The sequence below is a fragment of the Alkalicaulis satelles genome (assembly GCF_008630495.1).
GTDB lineage: Bacteria > Pseudomonadota > Alphaproteobacteria > Caulobacterales > Maricaulaceae > Oceanicaulis > Oceanicaulis satelles.
This window is the reverse complement of record NZ_VWOJ01000002.1, coordinates 241966-259108: the sequence shown is the minus strand read 5'-3', so window position 1 is coordinate 259108 and position 17143 is coordinate 241966. Positions and strand designations below refer to the sequence as shown.

The 17143-nt window shown below is 65.5% G+C and carries 18 protein-coding genes; 10 read left to right on the top strand and 8 right to left on the bottom strand.

Going from position 1 to position 17143, the window contains the following annotated elements:
* Positions 1-43 precede the first annotated feature (43 nt).
* A complete protein-coding gene (locus F1654_RS06945) occupies positions 44-292 on the top strand; it encodes a DUF2093 domain-containing protein (protein WP_150022804.1) in 249 nt (82 codons plus the stop codon).
* A complete protein-coding gene (locus F1654_RS06940; RefSeq protein ID WP_150022803.1) occupies positions 289-1107 on the top strand; it encodes a M23 family metallopeptidase in 819 nt (272 codons plus the stop codon). Before F1654_RS06945 ends, F1654_RS06940 begins: the two co-directional genes overlap by 4 nt.
* Here F1654_RS06940 and F1654_RS06935 read toward each other — a convergent pair.
* Genes F1654_RS06935 through F1654_RS06920 form a run of 4 tightly spaced genes read right to left on the bottom strand, consistent with a single transcriptional unit; the run spans position 1056 to position 5022 of the window.
* The gene (locus tag F1654_RS06935; protein ID WP_150022802.1) at positions 1056-1994 is read right to left on the bottom strand and encodes a lysophospholipid acyltransferase family protein; all 939 of its coding nucleotides are present in this window, start codon (positions 1992-1994) and stop codon (positions 1056-1058) included. The genes F1654_RS06940 and F1654_RS06935 overlap by 52 nt on opposite strands.
* 9 nt (positions 1995-2003) lie before the next feature.
* The gene (lpxK, locus tag F1654_RS06930; protein WP_150022801.1) at positions 2004-3014 is read right to left on the bottom strand and encodes a tetraacyldisaccharide 4'-kinase; all 1011 of its coding nucleotides are present in this window, start codon (positions 3012-3014) and stop codon (positions 2004-2006) included.
* Complete coding sequence (locus F1654_RS06925; RefSeq protein WP_150022800.1) at positions 3011-4303, bottom strand: 3-deoxy-D-manno-octulosonic acid transferase; 1293 nt, start codon at positions 4301-4303, stop codon at positions 3011-3013. Before F1654_RS06925 ends, lpxK begins: the two co-directional genes overlap by 4 nt.
* Entirely contained in the window at positions 4300-5022 is a 723-nt protein-coding gene (locus tag F1654_RS06920) for a lysophospholipid acyltransferase family protein (RefSeq protein ID WP_150022799.1), read from the bottom strand. Before F1654_RS06920 ends, F1654_RS06925 begins: the two co-directional genes overlap by 4 nt.
* 87 nt (positions 5023-5109) lie before the next feature.
* On the opposite strand from F1654_RS06920, the gene F1654_RS06915 reads away from it, so the two are divergent.
* The 5 genes from F1654_RS06915 (at position 5110) to F1654_RS06895 (ending at position 10190) form a co-directional block, all read left to right on the top strand.
* Entirely contained in the window at positions 5110-5772 is a 663-nt protein-coding gene (locus F1654_RS06915; RefSeq protein WP_150022798.1) for a fused DSP-PTPase phosphatase/NAD kinase-like protein, read from the top strand.
* A 74-nt stretch (positions 5773-5846) separates the two neighbouring features.
* Positions 5847-6242 carry a hypothetical protein gene (locus F1654_RS06910; RefSeq protein WP_150022797.1) on the top strand — a complete coding sequence of 132 codons (396 nt, stop codon included), beginning with the start codon at positions 5847-5849 and terminating at the stop codon, positions 6240-6242.
* A gap of 62 nt (positions 6243-6304) precedes the next feature.
* Positions 6305-7081, top strand: a complete 777-nt coding sequence (locus tag F1654_RS06905) for an FkbM family methyltransferase (RefSeq protein ID WP_150022796.1) — start codon at positions 6305-6307, stop codon at positions 7079-7081.
* Between the two features lie 228 nt (positions 7082-7309).
* Positions 7310-8662, top strand: a complete 1353-nt coding sequence (locus tag F1654_RS06900) for a serine hydrolase domain-containing protein (RefSeq protein ID WP_150022795.1) — start codon at positions 7310-7312, stop codon at positions 8660-8662.
* A gap of 25 nt (positions 8663-8687) precedes the next feature.
* Positions 8688-10190 (top strand): UbiD family decarboxylase, encoded by a 1503-nt coding sequence (locus F1654_RS06895; protein ID WP_150022794.1) that lies wholly within the window; start codon positions 8688-8690, stop codon positions 10188-10190.
* Positions 10191-10218: 28 nt separating this feature from the next.
* On the opposite strand, the gene F1654_RS06890 is transcribed toward F1654_RS06895, so the two are convergent.
* A complete protein-coding gene (locus tag F1654_RS06890; RefSeq protein WP_150022793.1) occupies positions 10219-10887 on the bottom strand; it encodes a DUF4386 family protein in 669 nt (222 codons plus the stop codon).
* Positions 10888-10939: 52 nt separating this feature from the next.
* Positions 10940-11647 carry a hypothetical protein gene (locus F1654_RS06885; RefSeq protein WP_150022792.1) on the bottom strand — a complete coding sequence of 236 codons (708 nt, stop codon included), beginning with the start codon at positions 11645-11647 and terminating at the stop codon, positions 10940-10942.
* Positions 11648-11805: 158 nt separating this feature from the next.
* Here F1654_RS06885 and F1654_RS06880 point away from each other — a divergent pair, with 158 nt between their 5' ends.
* Complete coding sequence (locus F1654_RS06880) at positions 11806-12939, top strand: helix-turn-helix domain-containing protein (protein WP_150022791.1); 1134 nt, start codon at positions 11806-11808, stop codon at positions 12937-12939.
* 339 nt (positions 12940-13278) lie between these two features.
* On the opposite strand, the gene F1654_RS06875 is transcribed toward F1654_RS06880, so the two are convergent.
* Positions 13279-13932 (bottom strand): OmpA family protein, encoded by a 654-nt coding sequence (locus F1654_RS06875; RefSeq protein WP_150022790.1) that lies wholly within the window; start codon positions 13930-13932, stop codon positions 13279-13281.
* Positions 13933-14225: 293 nt separating this feature from the next.
* Here F1654_RS06875 and groES point away from each other — a divergent pair, with 293 nt between their 5' ends.
* Together groES and groL are read left to right on the top strand one after the other, a co-directional pair.
* On the top strand, positions 14226-14537 hold the full coding sequence (gene groES / locus F1654_RS06870; protein ID WP_150022789.1) for a co-chaperone GroES: 312 nt from the start codon (positions 14226-14228) through the stop codon (positions 14535-14537).
* 51 nt (positions 14538-14588) lie between these two features.
* Positions 14589-16226 carry a chaperonin GroEL gene (gene groL, locus F1654_RS06865; RefSeq protein WP_150022788.1) on the top strand — a complete coding sequence of 546 codons (1638 nt, stop codon included), beginning with the start codon at positions 14589-14591 and terminating at the stop codon, positions 16224-16226.
* A gap of 69 nt (positions 16227-16295) precedes the next feature.
* Here the strand turns inward: groL and F1654_RS06860 are convergent, their stop codons facing one another.
* A complete protein-coding gene (locus F1654_RS06860) occupies positions 16296-17021 on the bottom strand; it encodes a ribbon-helix-helix protein, CopG family (protein WP_150022787.1) in 726 nt (241 codons plus the stop codon).
* Between the last annotated feature and the right edge of the window lie 122 nt (positions 17022-17143).

Here is a 17143-nt window from a genome sequence, read left to right as displayed (position 1 = left end):
GGCGTCTGGCCATGGTATGCAATATCTCATGACCGGAGCGCCCATGACTGCATTCGACAAGGAATTCGCCGGCGAGGCCCGCCTTGAGTATGGCGATGCTGATTTTCTGATCCTCAAGCCCGGCGCCTATGTGGTGTGCGCCATGACAGGTGCGAAGATCGCACTGGCTGATCTGCGCTACTGGAGCGCGGAGCATCAGGAAGCCTATGCGGACGCTGATGCGGCCACGGCGCGCTGGCTGCAGCTGCATGGCGGACCGGCAGGCGCGCCTCAACCGGAGACAGACGCATGATCACAGCTATGGCCCTGACCCTGATGGCGGGTGCGGCAGAGTCTCAGACGCCCATCGCCTGCGCCGGCGAGCATAGGCAAGGCGCCATTGTGGTGTGCCGTACGGAGCCGGGCGCGCACGTGACGCTGGGCGACATCACCGAGCGCGCTGATGGCGAGGGCTGGATCGTGATGGGCCATGACCGCGACGCTCCGGCGGCCAAGACATTTCGCGTGAGCCATGAGGGCTGGGTCTGGGAGACCCAGATCGAGGTGGAGGCGCGCGAATACGAAATCCAGCGCATTGACGGCCTGCCGCCCGCCATGGTGACGGCGCCGCCCGATCCCGAGCTCCAGGCGCGGCTGGCGCGCGAGAACCGCACCAAGGGCGCGGCCTATACCTCGCGCTGGGAGGGCCATGGCTTTCTGGAAGGCTTTGACTGGCCGGTGACGGGACGCATCACCGGCGTCTACGGCTCCCAGCGCATCCTCAATGGCGAGCCGCGCCGGCCCCATTATGGCATCGATATCGCCGCGCCCACCGGCACGCCGGTGATCGCGCCGGCAGGCGGCGTGGTGACGCTGGCCGATCCGGACATGTATTGGGAGGGCGGGCTGATCTTCATCGATCACGGCCAGGGCTTTACCGGCGTGTTCATGCATCTCGACACGGTGGACGTGGAGGTCGGCGACCTGATCGAGAAGGGCCAGGTGATCGGCACGGTGGGCGCCACAGGGCGCGTCACCGGCGCCCATCTCGACTGGCGCGTGCGCTGGCGCAACCGTCAGATCGACCCCGAGGCGCTGCTGGCGCTGGACGTGTCGGACTTGCGGTAGAGCGCCTTTTCAAACCGGCGGTGCACCCAGAACCATTGCGGCGGCGCAGCGCGGATCTGGTCTTCCAGAAACGCGTTGATGCGCGTGGTCAGCGCCAGCACGGCGTCTGATCCCGTGCCTTCGGGACGCTCCAGCGGGTCATGCACTGTGATCTGGAAGCGCACGCCGTTCAGGCGCTGCAGGGACATGGGAACCACATCCAGCCCGTAGCGCAGGGCCATGCGCGCGGGCGCCGAAGGCGTCATGGCGGCCCGGCTGAGGAAGGGCGCAGCGATGCCGTCATTCATTTTCTGGTCGGTGAGCATGGCGATGGAGCGCCCGGCTTTCAGCTCGCTCATGATCACCCGCGCCCCCGCCGCCCCCTTGGGCGCGAAGAAATTGACCCCGTAGCGCTCGCGCATGGCGCGGATGCGCGCCTCCACCAGAGGATTGTTCACCGCGCGGTAGGCGACGCCGCAATTATGCATGTAGTGGCCGATGAAGGAGGGCTGCATTTCCCAGTTGGCGAAATGCCCGCCCACGAACACCACGGCGCGGCCCGTGGTGTTGATGGCGTCCAGCGCTTCGAGATTGACCACCTCGAGATGGGCGCCGCCGGGCGTCATGTCGATGCGGTCCATATTGGCCGTCTCGCCCAGCGTGCGCCCGAGATTGTCCCACATGGCCTCCAGCCAGGCGCCGAGCTGGCTTTCCGAAGCGTCCGGGAAGGCGATGCGCATATTGGTGCGCGCGATGTGATGCACGCCGGTCATCGGCCCGATGCGGCGCGCAATGGCGGCCCCGGCAGCGCTGGCGCGCTCTAGGCCCATGGCGCGGAACCCGCCGGTATAGGCGTCCCAGGCCAGGCGCTCGATACGGTTTGAGACGGCGGTGAGAAATCCGGTCATGAAAGCTGCTTAGCGCCGGGCGCGCCAGGCGTCCACGGCCTGTTCGACCAGGGCGGTCAGGCGGGCGGGCTCTGCGAAGCGCGCACGCACCGGCCAGGCCGCGATGGCGCTGCGCACATCGCCGGGCAGGCGCACCCAGTCTTTTTCCGTGGTGATCAGTGAAGCGTCATGGGCGGCGGCCAGATCGGACAAGCGGTTGAGATCGCCGCGCGAGAAGGCGTGATGGTCGGGAAAGCTCGCGGTCTCCACCAGCTGCCCCCCCCAGCGCACCAGCGCGTCATAGAATTTCTGCGGGCGGCCAATGCCGGCGAACGCCACCAGCGGCCCTTCCGGCGGCGCAGCCTCGGGGGCGAGCCAGGCGCGCAGGACCGGGCGTTCCAGCGCGTCCAGCCCCAGCCGGGCGAGGTCGGGCTGGTAATCTTCGTCCGGCCCCATGACGATCACGGCGTCCGCGCGCGCCAGCCCGGCGCTGACCGGTTCGCGCAAGGGCCCGGCGGGGAAGATCTGGCCCGGCCCCCAGCCCGTCTCGCCGTCCACCACCACGAGGGAGAGGGATTTTTCAAGGCGCGGGTTCTGGTGGCCGTCATCCATGACGATGAGATCAGCGCCCAGATCAGCCGCCAGCCGCGCGCCCTCCACCCGCTTGCGGTCCAGCACCGTCAGCCCGGTGCGCGCCAGCAGCAGCGGCTCGTCGCCGGCCTCGCGCGCGCCATGCAGCGCCGGGTCGACCTGCACCGGCCCGGCGAGCCGCCCGCCCCAGCCGCGCGTCAGGGCGGCGGGGGTGAGGCCCAGCGCGCGCGCCGCGTCCATCACCGCCAGTGTCACCGGAGTCTTGCCCGTGCCGCCCAGCGTGAGATTGCCCACGCAGATTACCGGCGCGGGTGCGGGGGCAGGCGCCGTGCGCGCAATGCGCCAGGCGCCGGCCGCCGCATAGGCCCACCCCAGCGGCGAGAGCAGGGCGCGGGTGACGGCGCCCGAAGTGCGCGGCCCGTCCGGGTTCCAGAAAGGGGGCGGTCTCATGAGCGGGGCTCCGCGTCCAGGAGTCTGAGGATCGCTTCGCATGTGCACGCCAGCGCGCCGCCGGGCAGGCGCGCCAGCGCGCGCGCGGCCGCGTCCCGATCCGGTCCGCGCCCGTCCCAGATGGCCAGAACCGTTTCGGCGATGGCGTCTTCATCGGCGCAGGTGAGCACGGCGTTTTCAGCGCGCAAGGCGGCGTAGATATCGTCAAAGCTGGCGGTGTGCGGCCCGGTCAGGACCGCCGCGCCCGCGCGCGCGGCCTCCACCGGATTATGGCCGCCGATTTTGTCCAGAAGGCTGCCGCCGATAAAGGCGGCCGGGCTCAGCGCCAGCCACAATCCCATCTCGCCCAGCGTGTCGGCGAGCCAGACGGGCGTGCGCGCGTCCGGAGTCTCGCTTTTCGAACGGCGCGCGGATGCAAGCCCCTCAGAGGCGAGCGCGGCTGCCGCGGCGCCGGCGCGTTCGGGATGGCGCGGGGCGAGGATCATCAGCGCATCGGGCCGGGTCTTGAGTATGCGGGCATGGGCGCGCGCCAGAATGGCCTCTTCGCCCTCATGGGTGCTGGCGGCGGTGAAGACCGGACGCGATCCGGTTGCGGCGCGCGCTTGAGCCAGCTTTTCGGGATCGGGCGGCGCGCCGCCGGTTTCCAGTTTCAGATTGGCGGTGAGGGCCGGTTTGCGCCCGGTCAGGCGTTCAAGCCCCTGGCCGGTGCGCGCATCAGCGGCTCCGATCCACTCAAATACATCTGTGAGCGCCCGGAAGGCGCCATTCATGCGCGCCCAGCGCGCGAGCGAGGCGTCATTCATGCGCGCATTGACCAGCGCCATGGGCACGCCTCTTTCGGCTGCCGCGCGGATCAGATTGGGCCATAGCTCGCTTTCCAGAAACACGCCGGCCTGCGGGCGCCAATGGGCGATGAAGCGCCGGGTCCAGGCGGGCCGGTCGCCCGGCGCCATCTGGTGGATGACCCGGTCCATCCGGCGTGTTGCGATCAGGCTGGCCGAGGTGCGCGTGCCCGAGGTGATCAGGACGTGAAGCTCAGGGCGCTGCCCGGTGAGCGCCTCGGCGAGACCGAGCGCCATCTGGCTTTCGCCCACGCTGGCGGCGTGCAGCCAGACCAGCGGCCCGTCCGGGCGCGCCTGGCTGGCCATGCCGCGCCGCTCGTTCAGGCGCTCCGGGTCTTCCTTGCCCTTGCGGGCGCGCAAGCTTAGCCAGACTTCAGCAGCAGGCCAGGCGAACGTGGCGACCGCCCCCCACAGACGCAGGCCCGGCGTGGGGCGCACAGCGCTCATGAGGCGCTGGCCGGCAGGACCGGTTCCTTGCCGCAGGCCAGATCCGCCTCAAGGGTGATGGCGTTGAGCCGTTCCTCCACCAGCAGGCGCGCGGCTTCGAGATCCTCAGCTCCGGGATTATCCGGCAGGCGCACCGGCTCGCCCCACACGATCACGCCCTGACTGAAGGGCAGGGGCACGTGGAACCGGTCCCAGGATTTCAGCCGGAAGCCCCAGCGCGTCGACCAGCTGACTGGAACCAGCGCTGCGCCGGTGATCTGGGCGAGCTTGACCGCGCCGGGGGTGCAGCGCTGGCGCGGCCCGCGCGGCCCGTCGGGCGTGATGGTCATGCAGCCGCGCGCGCGCACAAAGCGCACCATTTCGCGGAAAGCCGCGGCCCCGCCCTTGTCCTTGTCCTTCTTTTTTTCGTTGCGCGAGGAGCCGCGGATCAGCGCCACGCCATTGAGGCCCGCCGCGCGCGCCACCACATCACCCTCGCGCGAGCGCGAGATCAGGATGGCGATGGGGCCGGCGTCAGCCGGCCAGACCGATTTGAGGAAAAGATTGCGCCCGTGCCAGCCGCACATGATCATCCCCTCGCGCGCCGCCCAGACAGGTTCCACGTGCGCGCGCCCGCGCACCTGCCAGCGTGTGGCGTGCTTGATCAGGCCCATATAGCCGCCGATCAGGCCGCTTAGCGCCCACACCACCGGGCCGGAATAGAGGATGGATTTCGCCATGACGCCTGCTGGATCGCCGCCCGGGACGGCTTCGTCAAGCGTTCAGGCGCATTGCGGGGGGGGCGCGCAGCGGCTAGGGGAGCGCTCATGAGCTATGATCTTGACGATCCCGAGGGCTATCGCCGGGCCATGCGCGGCCTGATGTGGGGCGATCACGGCGTCCTGCGCATGCGCTGGCGCAATATGCACCAGGTCGGCGAGGGCATGTGGCGGGGCAATCAGCCCAGCCCGAAGCGTCTGGCCGAGCTGAAAGCCATGGGCTTTCGCACCATCCTCAATCTGCGCGGGACCCAGCCGGGACGCCATTACTATGATCTCGAGCACCATGCGGCGCGCCAGCTCGGCCTGACGGTCATCGACCTGCCCTGGGGCTCGCGCGAGGCGCCCTATGTGGAGCGCATCGAAAAGCTGATCGAGGTGTTCGATGCCATCGAGTACCCCGCCTTCATGCATTGCAAGTCCGGCGCGGACCGGGCGGGCATTGTGGCGGTCTTCTACAAGCTGCTTCATGAGAAAGCGCCGTTCGAGGAAGCCGTGCAGCAGCTCTCGTTCAAATACGGCCATGTCCGTCAGGGCAAGACCGGCATGTTGGACCATTTCTTCGATCTCTACCGCCAGCGCAATGCGCGCGAGCCCATCGACTTCCTGACCTGGGTGCGCACCGAGTATGACCGTCAGGCCTGCCATGATGGCTTCATGGCCAGCTGGTGGGGCTCGCTGATCACCGAAAAACTGCTGCGCCGGGAGTGACGCACGCGTGAAGGGAGTTCTTTACCCTCATGCGCCACGATCAGGGTTTACGAACGGATGGAGGCATGCCAGCCATGTCTGGCCGTCAAATCATTTCGACCCCGCGCCCGGGGCTGATCAGGATCCAGGTGTTTGGCGAACGTGCGGGTCCTGAAGCGCAGAAGGCTGCTGCGGCCTTTTTTGAGCTTCATCACGCCAACCCCCAGCGCCGCCATATCTTGTTTGACGCCACCGAGGCCGAATATCTCGGCCCGCCCGAGGACCTCTATGTGCGCGTAGCCCGCTACGGGCGGGAGTTGCCGCCCGGCAAGGTCGCGATCCTCACGCATGATCTCGGCTCGGTCTATGCCCGCTTCTGGCGCCGCGGCCTGGCCGATACCGGCCATGAGACGGCGGTGTTCACCTGCGCGCGCGAGGCCGAGGCCTGGCTGGAAAGCGATCTGGACGCCGACACCCTGTTCGTGGCCTGAGCGCGTCGCGCGCGACTGGCCCCGCCCTTGCAGCGCACCAGGCCTCACTCGGGAGGCCGCGCATGCATGTCTCAGCTCATATCCGCGCCCTGCAGAGCCGCTTTCCGGCCTTGCTGGAGGCCAAGGCGGGCGCCCAGCGCCTGATGCGCCGGGCTTTGCGCCAGCCTTTCGAGGCTGATTTCACGCTGTTGTCGCGCTGGACGCCGGAGCCGGGCGAGGTGTTCATCGATGTGGGCGCCAACCGGGGCCAGTCCATCGACGCCATCCGGCTGTATCATCCTGACGCGCTCATTCATGCCTTTGAGCCCAACGCCCATCTCGCCGCCCAGCTGGCGCGGGTGTTTGCGCGCGACGGGGCGCTGGCGGTCTATGCCTGCGGGCTGGGCGAGCGTGACGAGACCCGCACGCTTCACGTCCCGGTCTATCGCGGCTTTGTCTATGACGGGCTGGCCTCGTTCGACGCGGCCGAGTGCGCAGGCTGGCTCAACGCCGATACGGTGGCCGGGTTTGACCCTGACAAGCTGGAAATCATCGCCTTCGAGGCGCGCGCCTTCCCGCTGGATGATCTCGATCTCAATCCCGGCTTCATCAAACTGGACGTTCAGGGCTTTGAGCGTTCCGTGCTCACCGGCGCCCGCGCCACGCTGGAGCGATGCCAGCCACTGGTCATGCTGGAAAACAATGCCGACGCCGACGCCTTCCTGACCGGCGAGCTGGGCTGGACGCGCGCAGCCTGGACCGGAACAGCTCTTTCGCCCGGACGCGAGGGCGCGCTCAACACGCTTTATTACGGCCCGCAACGCGCGGCGTCGCTCATGCGCGCCGAGCTTCTGGGCTGAGGCCTCTCGTATCCCCGGCGCATTCGCCGCACTGAAATTTCTGGACGCGCGCACAAGCCGCGCCACCTATTGTGCCGAAAACGGACGGGCGAGTCCCGGCGTGGACGCGATAGGTGAGGCGAGAGGGCGTACACATTACTGTGGCCGCAAACGGCGCTCCTGAGGGCCTGACTTGCATGCCCTGGATCAGCCTGATGGGGTCCTGCAATTGCCCTATGGGAGTATTTGATGAAACGCTTACTCGCTGGCGCCGCCGGTGTCATTCTGGCTGTTGCGGTCGGCGGTTGGCTATATCTGTCAAACTCGCCCGCCGGCCAGATCTATGTGCCATCGGGCACTGGCATCACCGCCAAGCAGATTTGCTCGCTGACCTTCGTGTCAGGCCTCGATCCTGAGCGCGCCAGAGCGCTCTATACCGACCCTCTGCTGGGCGATGCCAGGCCGCTTTTGCGCGTGCGCGTCGATCATGAAGCCGAAACCGTTAAGGCCTCTGCTCTGGGCATGCTCTTCCGGCAGACAGCCATCCACCGCGAGGGGCTGGGCTGCACGCTGGTCCATGAACCGGGAGCATTTGACGCCGGACTGGCGCTGCCGCTGAGCGGCGAGCCTGACGCCATGACGCTGGATACAGACTGGCGCGACACCCAGTTTGATAGCGCAGCCCTGGACGCGGCGCTCGACCTCGCCTTCACCGATGACGGGCGCAATACGCTGGCTGCTTTGGTGCTGCATGACGGACGGCTAATCGCTGAGCGCTACGCCGAGGGCGTCACGCCCGAAACGCCGCTTCCGGGCTGGTCGATGACCAAATCGTTTGCAGCAACGCTCGCCGGCGTGCTGGTCCAGCGCGGCCTTCTGGACGTGCATGCCGAAGGACTGGCGCCGGACCTGGCCGCAAATGGCCGCGAGGCCATCACCGTTGACCACCTCTTGCGGATGACGGCCGGACTCGACGGATTTGAAACCGGAGACGGGTTCGACCCGGCTTCGCAAATGCTGTTTACACAGGCCGATATGGCCCACTACGCCGCCAACCGGAACGTCATCCACGCGCCCGGAGAACACTGGGACTATCAGAGTGGCGACACCATCCTCGCCGGGTCCGTGCTCGGAAGGTATCTCGGCGATACGGTTCCCGAACGCCAGGCCGCGCTAAGGCGCTGGCTGTTCGAGCCGCTGGGCATGCATCATTCCGTGGTGGAGGCCGACGAGGCCGGGACGCTGAAATTGTCCAGCTATATGTATGCCAGCGCCCGAGACTGGGCGCGGCTGGCGCAGCTCTATCTTGATGGCGGGCGCTCGGGCGGCGAGCAGATCATCCCGCCAGGCTGGGCTGACTATGTCACAACCCCGACGCCCCATTCCCGCAGGCGATACGGGGCCGGTTTCTGGTTGAACAATCCCGGCCTGCCTTCTGATGCCTTCATGATGGACGGCTTTCAGTCACAGCGCGTTGTCATTATTCCCTCTGAAAGCCTGGTGATCGTGCGGCTGGGCGCAACGAACGGCGTATACGAAGACACGACAGGGTTCGTGAATGCCGTCATCACGGCACGCAAGCCGGACATGGCGCCTGAGTAGCGCCGCCCCAACAAGGAAACCCGTCATGGCCTACAAATCATTGCGCGAGTTCATGGCGCTTCTGGAAGCGGAGGGCGAGCTCAAGCGTGTGGCGCGCCCGGTTTCCACCCATCTGGAGATGACCGAGATCCAGACCCGGCTGCTGGCCAAGGGCGGGCCGGCGGTCCTGTTCGAAAATCCGATCCATGAAGATGGCCGGGCAGCCGAGATGCCGGCCCTGGTCAATCTGTTCGGCACGGTGGGCCGGGTGGCGCGGGCCGTGACCATGGGCGGCGAGCCGCGCAAGACCGCCGCCGAGCTGCGTGAGGTGGGCGAGCTATTGGCCTTCCTGCGCCAGCCCGAACCGCCGCGCGGCTTCAAGGACGCCATGGAGCTCCTGCCGCTGGCCAAGACCGTGATGGCCATGCGCCCGAACACGGTGAGAAAAGCGCCGTGCCAGGAGGTGGTGCTGACCGGCGACGATATCGATCTGGACCGCCTGCCCATTCAGGGCTGCTGGCCGGGAGAGCCGGCGCCGCTGATCACCTGGCCGCTCGTGGTTACGAAAGGCCCGTCGGACGACAAGCAGGACGACTATAATCTGGGCATCTACCGGATGCAGAAGCTGGGCAAGGACCGCACGCTGATGCGCTGGCTCAAGCATCGCGGCGGGGCCCAGCATTACCAGCGCTGGAAGGGCGCGCGGCCCGACCCGCTGCCGGCAGCCGCCGTGCTGGGCGCGGATCCGGGAACGATCCTGGCCGCCGTGACCCCCGTGCCCGACACATTGAGTGAATACCAGTTCGCCGGCCTGCTACGCGGGCGCAAGGCGGAACTCGTGCCCTGCAAGACTGTGCCGCTGAAGGTCCCGGCTGAAGCCGAAATCGTCATTGAAGGCCATGTGCTGCTGGACGAGGACGGGCCGGAAGGGCCGTATGGCGATCACACGGGGTATTACAACTCGGTGGAGCGCTTCCCGGTGTTCCAGATCAGCGCCATCACCATGCGCTCTGACCCCATCTACCTGACCACCTTTACGGGCCGCCCGCCCGACGAGCCGAGCGTTCTGGGCGAGGCGCTCAATGAGGTGTTCATCCCGCTCATCCGCCAGCAATTCCCCGAGATCATCGATTTCTGGCTGCCGCCCGAAGGGTGCAGCTACCGCATCGCCGTCATCTCGATGAAGAAGGCCTATCCCGGCCACGCCAAGCGCGTGATGCTGGGCGCGTGGTCCTATTTGCGCCAGTTCATGTACACCAAATGGGTCATCGTGGTGGATGACGACATCAATGCGCGCGACTGGAAGGATGTTATGTGGGCCATGTCCACCCGCATGGACCCGGCGCGCGACTGCACCATCATCGAACACACCCCCATCGACTATCTCGACTTCGCCTCGCCGGTCTCGGGCCTTGGCTCCAAGATCGGCCTGGACGCCACCAATAAATGGGAAGGCGAGACCAACCGTGAATGGGGCGAAAAGCTCTTCATGGAACAGGAGATCATCGACAAGGTGGACGCGATGTGGGGGGAGTTGGGGCTGGACTAACGCCAGACCCAGCTCGCAGTTGCCAGCCTCAGTCTGTTTCTTGAGGCGCTTTCAGCGCCAGCAAGCTAGCGCCCGTCACCACGAACCAGACGATGAAGCCGAGCCCGAAAACCATCGTCGCGACCGAGGCCAGGACGGGCAGGGTTGAGGCGATGCCGGCGCCTCCGACCACAAAGCCCAGAAGCGTGACAGGCAACGGGATCGCCCGAGTCTGAAACCCGGCCAGGCTGAGCAGTAAGATCCACAAACCGCCCGTGATCTCATTGCCGCCGCCCAGTCCGGCGCTGACAATCGTGACGGAGCGCCATACGGCGGCAGCCGCCTCCATATCCTGCGCGGCGAGTCGCACGATCTGACCAATGGCGATGTTTATCAGCATGCCGGTGGCAAGGATGAACCCCGCCCAGATCAGGCCGAAGGCCGACGCGATCTGCCCCAGGGCGCCACTCGCCTTCACCCGCTGGTGAAGCCCCACAACGATCAGCACCATCAGCACGGCGTTGAGCACGTAAATGATCTGGTACCAGACCGTCATCAGCGCCTGATTATCAATGAGGAACTGGACATGGGCCGCTGCAGGCAATGACGGACTGCCATATTGCGCAGGCCCCAGGATCGAGAAATAGACCCAGAAGCCGATCACATAGGTCAGGCCCGCCGCAATCGCGGCCAAACCGCTCACACGTTGAAACGTCATTCTCTTCTCACTTTCAGGTTTGAGGCGACGAGGTGTCCGTCTCATCGCGATTTCAGCGGCCCGCATCATTGCCCACAGGGACGGATGCCCTGAGGGTGGACAGCCAAGGGCCGAAGCGCGTGCGCAAGGCGTAAAACACAGTCCAGACCACGACGGCCAGAACCGGCGTCGATAAGACCCAGGGCGTTCTCAGCACTTCGGGCAGCACATGGTTATTGCCAAAGAAGAAGATCCCTGTGGCCAGGAAGAAGGCAAAACCCATCCGCCAGAGATGACGACTGAGCCAGCTCACGCGCTGCGGCGACGTGTTTCGCGCATAAAACAGATCCAGCACACACAGCCCGAAACTCACCCCCGCAAGCAGGTAGAAGGCTTCCGGGGGGAGGTCATTGAGCGTCCCCTCAGGGGAAGAAGCGGCAAGCAGCCCGCCCGCCACAGCCCCCAGACACAGACCGCCTGAAACAAGGCCAGACCATCGCGCCAGAAAGATCGAAAGCAAGGCCTGTCGGCGGGCCGCAGCCCAACTGGTCAGTACGGCATGTCCCGCTATTCCCGACAGAAACACCGTAAACAGAATGTCTCGCGCCAGACTGAGCCAGAGACCACTGAGCGCCAGGCCCAGCATGGCGATCGCAAAGATGGTTCCTGAGGCACGGTGCCAGACCTGCCCCTTGCGAGATAGCAAGGCCGCCAGTCCAGCCAGCACGGCCACACACCCCACCCCAAAATGGACGGTCCCCAACGGATCAGGCTCACTCATCATCGCGCACTTCCATGACGTGTCCGCGCGAACGCCGCGCCTATGTCTCATCGGCATAGGAGGCGAGACGGCCAAGCGTCGTCCGCGCGTGAGGGCGAGGACACAATCGGATAGGGTTAGCGATTGAACGGGACAATGCGCTGACCTAGACCCAGGACATGCAAACTGACGCCCTGCTCGTAATATCTTCCGTACTGGTCGGCATTTCCCTGACCGGCGTTGTCATGACCTTGCGCGGGTCTGCACCGGCTCCGGGTCGCCACACACTGATCGTCGTGTTCGGATTGTTTCTGGGTCTGTCCGGACTGCCGCTGATCGCGCGCTTCGCCAGACCGGTGTTTGATCTGTACCTGCCCGCGCTCTTGCCCTGTCTCTTGCTCTTGCCGGCCTGTTTTTTCCAGTATGTCACAGAGCGGATTGACGCCATCGACCACAGGCCCTGGCGGCGACGGCATCTGGGGCTCCCATTAATCGGCGTGATCGTCATGATTGGCTACTGGGCTCTGCCCGGGCCGGTTCGGCGAACACTGCTGATCGAAGGCGATCTACCAGAGGGCTGGTTCCCGGCCCTGCTCGCGCTGACAACCTTTGCGCTCATTCTGATCTGGGCCGTGACGTCCCTGATTTATCTGGCAGTGATTCTGAAACACCTGTCGCGCTACAGAGCCAGGCTCAAAGCCCTGTATTCCAATACCGAAGCGTACGAGCTGCGCTGGATGGATGGGTTCATCCTCATGCTTGCCATCGGCTGGAGCCTCGCAGGCCTCTCAGTCATCAGTGACAATCTGGGCCCTGGTTTGATCGTGCCGGCTGAAGGGGTTGTTTTCACTATCGGCCTGGCCGTGCTGATGCTTGTGGTCTTCGCCACCGGACAAATGCCCGCTCAAGACATCCCGCCTTCACTGCCACCAGAGTCCGACAAGTACGCCCGCTCGGCGTTATCGCCCGAACGCATGGAACACATCGCCCGCAAACTCGAAACGGCCATGCGAGCCGAGGCGCTCTATCTGGATCCCACACTGTCGCTACAAAAACTGGCCAAGCATGTGGCGGCGCCGCACAATCATGTCTCACAAACCCTGAACGGGCATCTGGGCACGACATTTTTTGATTATGTGGCCCGATGGCGCGTTCAAGCGGCCCAGCCCTTGTTGCTGGCCGAAAAAGCCTCGGTCCTGACCATCGCCCTCGATGTCGGCTTCAATTCACGCTCCACCTTCTACAAGGCTTTCAAACGTGAAACCGGGCTGACCCCTAAAGCCTATCAGAAACACAACACGGCAAGCGCTTAACCCCACGGTAACTCATATTACCAGTTCCGCGTGCAATTTCATGCGCGTGCAGGCATCGTCGCGGCATGGACACACGCCGGGCGCACCTGCGTCCACCTGCCCAGCTGACGATCCGGAGTGTGATCCCGGCGCCTGTACCATCCCTGCCGCGCTCCCCAAGGCGCACCCCGCCTTGTGCGGCCGTCTGAGCCTCGTATCGCCCCCACCACTGCGAAGGCTCAGGCGGCCGCGCCCTTTCCCGCACAGGGCCGGTCCGTTACCCCCCTTCTGAAACGCCAAGCGCCCGGCCCTCCATGAGGACCGGGCGCCGGTTACGCCTGATAACGTCCCTTGTCAGTCTTACGACATGCGGTGCGGGGCGATCTTGATCTCAACCCGGCGATTGGCCGCACGGCCTTCGTCGGTGGCGTTGTCGGCGATCGGCTGGTTCAGGCCCATGCCCGCCACGAACAGGCGCTCGCGGATCACGCCGCGATTGATCAGCTCGGCGGCGACCGAGCTGGCGCGGCGCTCGGAGAGCTGCTGGTTGAACTGGGCCGAGCCCACATTGTCGGTGTGGCCGATCACGTCCACATAGGTGGCCGGATAGGTCTGCAGCACGTCGGCCACGTCATGGAGCACGGCGCCAAAACGCGGGCTCACCGTGGCTGAGCCGGTGGCGAAGGTGATATTGCCCGGCATGACAAGGACCAGCTCTTCGCCCACGCGGCGCACGGTGACGCCGGAATCGCGCAGGCGCTCGCGGAATTCACGCTCCTGGCGGTCCATGTAATTGCCAACAGCGCCGCCTGCCAGCGCGCCGACGCCCGCGCCGATCAGCGCGTTGCGGCGGTCATCGCCTCCGGCCAGCATGCCCAGCAGCGCGCCGGCCGCCGCACCCGCCAGGACGCCCTGGCCGGTCCGGCTCGGCGTCACATTGCCGTACTGGTCGGTGGTGGTGCACGCCACAAGGCCCAGGGCCAAAACCGCGGCGGCGAGTGAACGCAGGATCATAACTCTTCCCTCCGGAAAACATGTCTCAAGGCGCCGGACCATACCGGCGCGGTCGCGTCAGACAGCTTGAAGCCTAATCAAACCTAGCATGAACGCGCGCTGAATGCATGGGGGTGAGAATGGCGCGATTTTATGGCGCCGGAGGCTTGCTGACCCCTTGACGCCTGCTTTGCGCTTGCTTACCTCACGCGCCGTTGGCAGCCGGGCTTGGCGAGTGCTAACGCCATGCCTGCGCCCGCCAGACCTGACACCCGATGTCTGAGCCCAGAGAGCTCGAAAACGGAGAAACGGCCATGAATTTTCGTCCGCTGCATGATCGCGTGCTGGTGAAGCGCGTCGAGGAAGAATCCAAGACCAAGGGCGGGATCATCATCCCCGACACCGCCAAGGAAAAGCCCCAGGAAGGCGAAGTGATCGCCGTTGGCGGCGGCGCCATCAAGGAAGACGGCTCGGTCCGTGCGCTGGACGTGAAAGCCGGCGACCGCATCCTGTTCGGCAAGTGGTCCGGCACCGAGGTGACCATTGACGGTCAGGAGCTCCTGATCATGAAGGAGTCCGACATTCTGGGCATCCTGGACGGCAAGACAGTCGCCGCGGCTGCGTAAAGCGCCCGGCGTTTCGAACATCATCGATCCATCTGGAAAGAGAGAACCCCTATGTCCGCGAAAGACGTGAAATTTGGCGCTTCAGCGCGTGAGCGCATGCTCAAGGGCGTCGATATCCTGGCTGACGCCGTGAAGGTCACCCTGGGCCCCAAAGGCCGCAATGTGGTGATCGAGAAGTCCTTCGGCGCCCCGCGCACCACCAAGGACGGCGTGTCGGTGGCCAAGGAAATCGAGCTGGAAGACAAGTTCGAGAACATGGGCGCCCAGATGGTGCGCGAAGTGGCCTCGCGCACCAATGACGAAGCCGGTGACGGCACCACGACCGCCACGGTCCTGGCCCAGGCGATCATCCGCGAGGGCATGAAGTCGGTGGCCGCCGGCATGAACCCGATGGACCTCAAGCGCGGCATCGACAAGGCCGTGCTGAAAGTCGTCGACACCATCAAGGGCATGTCCACCCCGATCAAGGGCTCTTCGGAAATCGCCCAGGTCGGCACCATTTCGGCCAATGGCGAGAGCTCCATCGGCGACATGATCGCCCGCGCCATGGAAAAAGTCGGCAATGAAGGCGTGATCACGGTCGAGGAAGCCAAGTCGCTCGAGACCGAGCTGGAAGTGGTCGAGGGCATGCAGTTCGACCGCGGCTATCTGTCGCCCTATTTCATCACCGACGCCGACAAGATGCGCGCTGAGCTTGATGACCCCTACATCCTGTTGTTCGAGAAGAAGCTGTCCTCGCTGCAGGCCATGCTGCCGGTGCTCGAGGCCGTGGTTCAGTCCAGCCGTCCGCTGCTGATCATCGCCGAGGACGTCGAGGGCGAGGCGCTGGCCACCCTGGTGGTCAACAAGCTGCGCGGCGGCCTGAAGATCGCTGCGGTCAAGGCGCCGGGCTTCGGCGACCGCCGCAAGGCCATGCTGGAGGACATCGCTGTCCTGACCGGCGGCCAGGTGATCTCCGAAGATCTGGGCATCAAGCTGGAAAACGTCACCCTGGACATGCTGGGCACCGCCAAGAAAGTGTCCATCACCAAGGATGACACCACCATCGTGGACGGTGCGGGCGAGAAGTCGGCCATTGAAGGCCGCGTCAGCCAGATCCGTCGCCAGATCGAGGACACCACCTCTGACTATGACCGTGAGAAGCTGCAAGAGCGTCTGGCGAAGCTGGCCGGCGGCGTGGCGGTGATCAAGGTCGGCGGCGCCTCGGAAATCGAGGTGAAGGAGCGCAAGGACCGCGTCGATGACGCGCTGAACGCCACCCGCGCCGCGGTCGAGGAAGGCATTGTGCCGGGCGGCGGCGTCGCCCTGCTCAAAGCCTCCAAGGCGCTTGAAGGCCTGACCGGCGAGAACGAGGACCAGAACCAGGGCATCCACATCGTGGTGCGCGCCCTGCAGGCCCCGATCCGTCAGATCGCCGAGAACGCCGGTGTCGAAGGCTCCATCGTGGTCGGCAAGGTGCTTGAATCCAAGGACGTCAATTTCGGCTACAACGCCCAGACCGAGGTCTATGAGGACCTGGTGGCCTCCGGCGTGATCGACCCGGCCAAAGTGGTGCGCACCGCGCTGCAGGACGCCGCGTCCGTGGCTGCGCTGATGATCACCACTGAAGCGGCCGTGGCTGAAAAGCCGAAGAAAGAATCCGCAGCTCCGGCCATGCCGGGCGGCGGCATGGGCGATATGGGCTTCTAGGCTCCATCCCCTCAAACGCATAAGGAAAGGGCGGCTGGTAACAGCCGCCCTTTTTGTGTGTTGTGCGGGTCAGGCCCCAGAGCGGACAGCGAACTCGCCGGATACGGTCCCCAGGGATGATCCGTCCGGCAAGACGGAGCCCAATTCGAAGGAGACGGCGGCGTGCCGTCCGGACGCCAGGCGCGGCGTCCCCAGCACGCGCTTTTGCGTCACCGAAATGCCGCCGTGCTCGTTTCTGCGCCATTCGACCGCTTCGAAGACCTCGAATTCCCAGACATGTTCGCAAGTCTGGGCGCCGGAGGCGGCGGCCCCCCTTTCGTCAGCATCCGCTGCGCACGTGTTCACCTGGACCATGAGGCCGTATTGGGACTCCAGCGGGAGGTCTTCTAGGAAGATCATGACCGGCTGGCCCAGCGGGAGCCGAATCTCTGCCGATGCGGTGGAGGACTGCCCCGCTTCAGAGATCCGCAGCGCGAACCCGACCTCAACATCCTCGGCATTGGCCATGGGCGCAAACAGCAAGGCCGCCGTGCCGGCGGCGGCGGCCGCGGCGGCGCCAATGGCGCCGGCGATCCATTTATGAGTCTTCACCATCGTCTCCTTCAAGCTTGCGGCCATGGCCGACAATTGCCGGGGCCGGGTTCTGAGATATTCCAGGATCAGCGACCGGATGACGGCCCCGCTGGAGACGCCTTCCTCGCGGCATCGCGCGAGAAACTCGTCCTTCAGCTGGTCGGGCAGGCGCACGTCCAGCTTCGCGTTGGCTTTCAGCTTTTTGGTCCGGTCGCGTTTCATGGCGTCTCCCAGCTTGAAGGCTCTGTGGGACGCCAAGCTAGCAAATGCGTGTCATGACGCGCAGAAAAACCGTGTCGGACACGCGTTTTTTTCTCGCGGGGGCGCCCGGCGCGGTGCTTGCG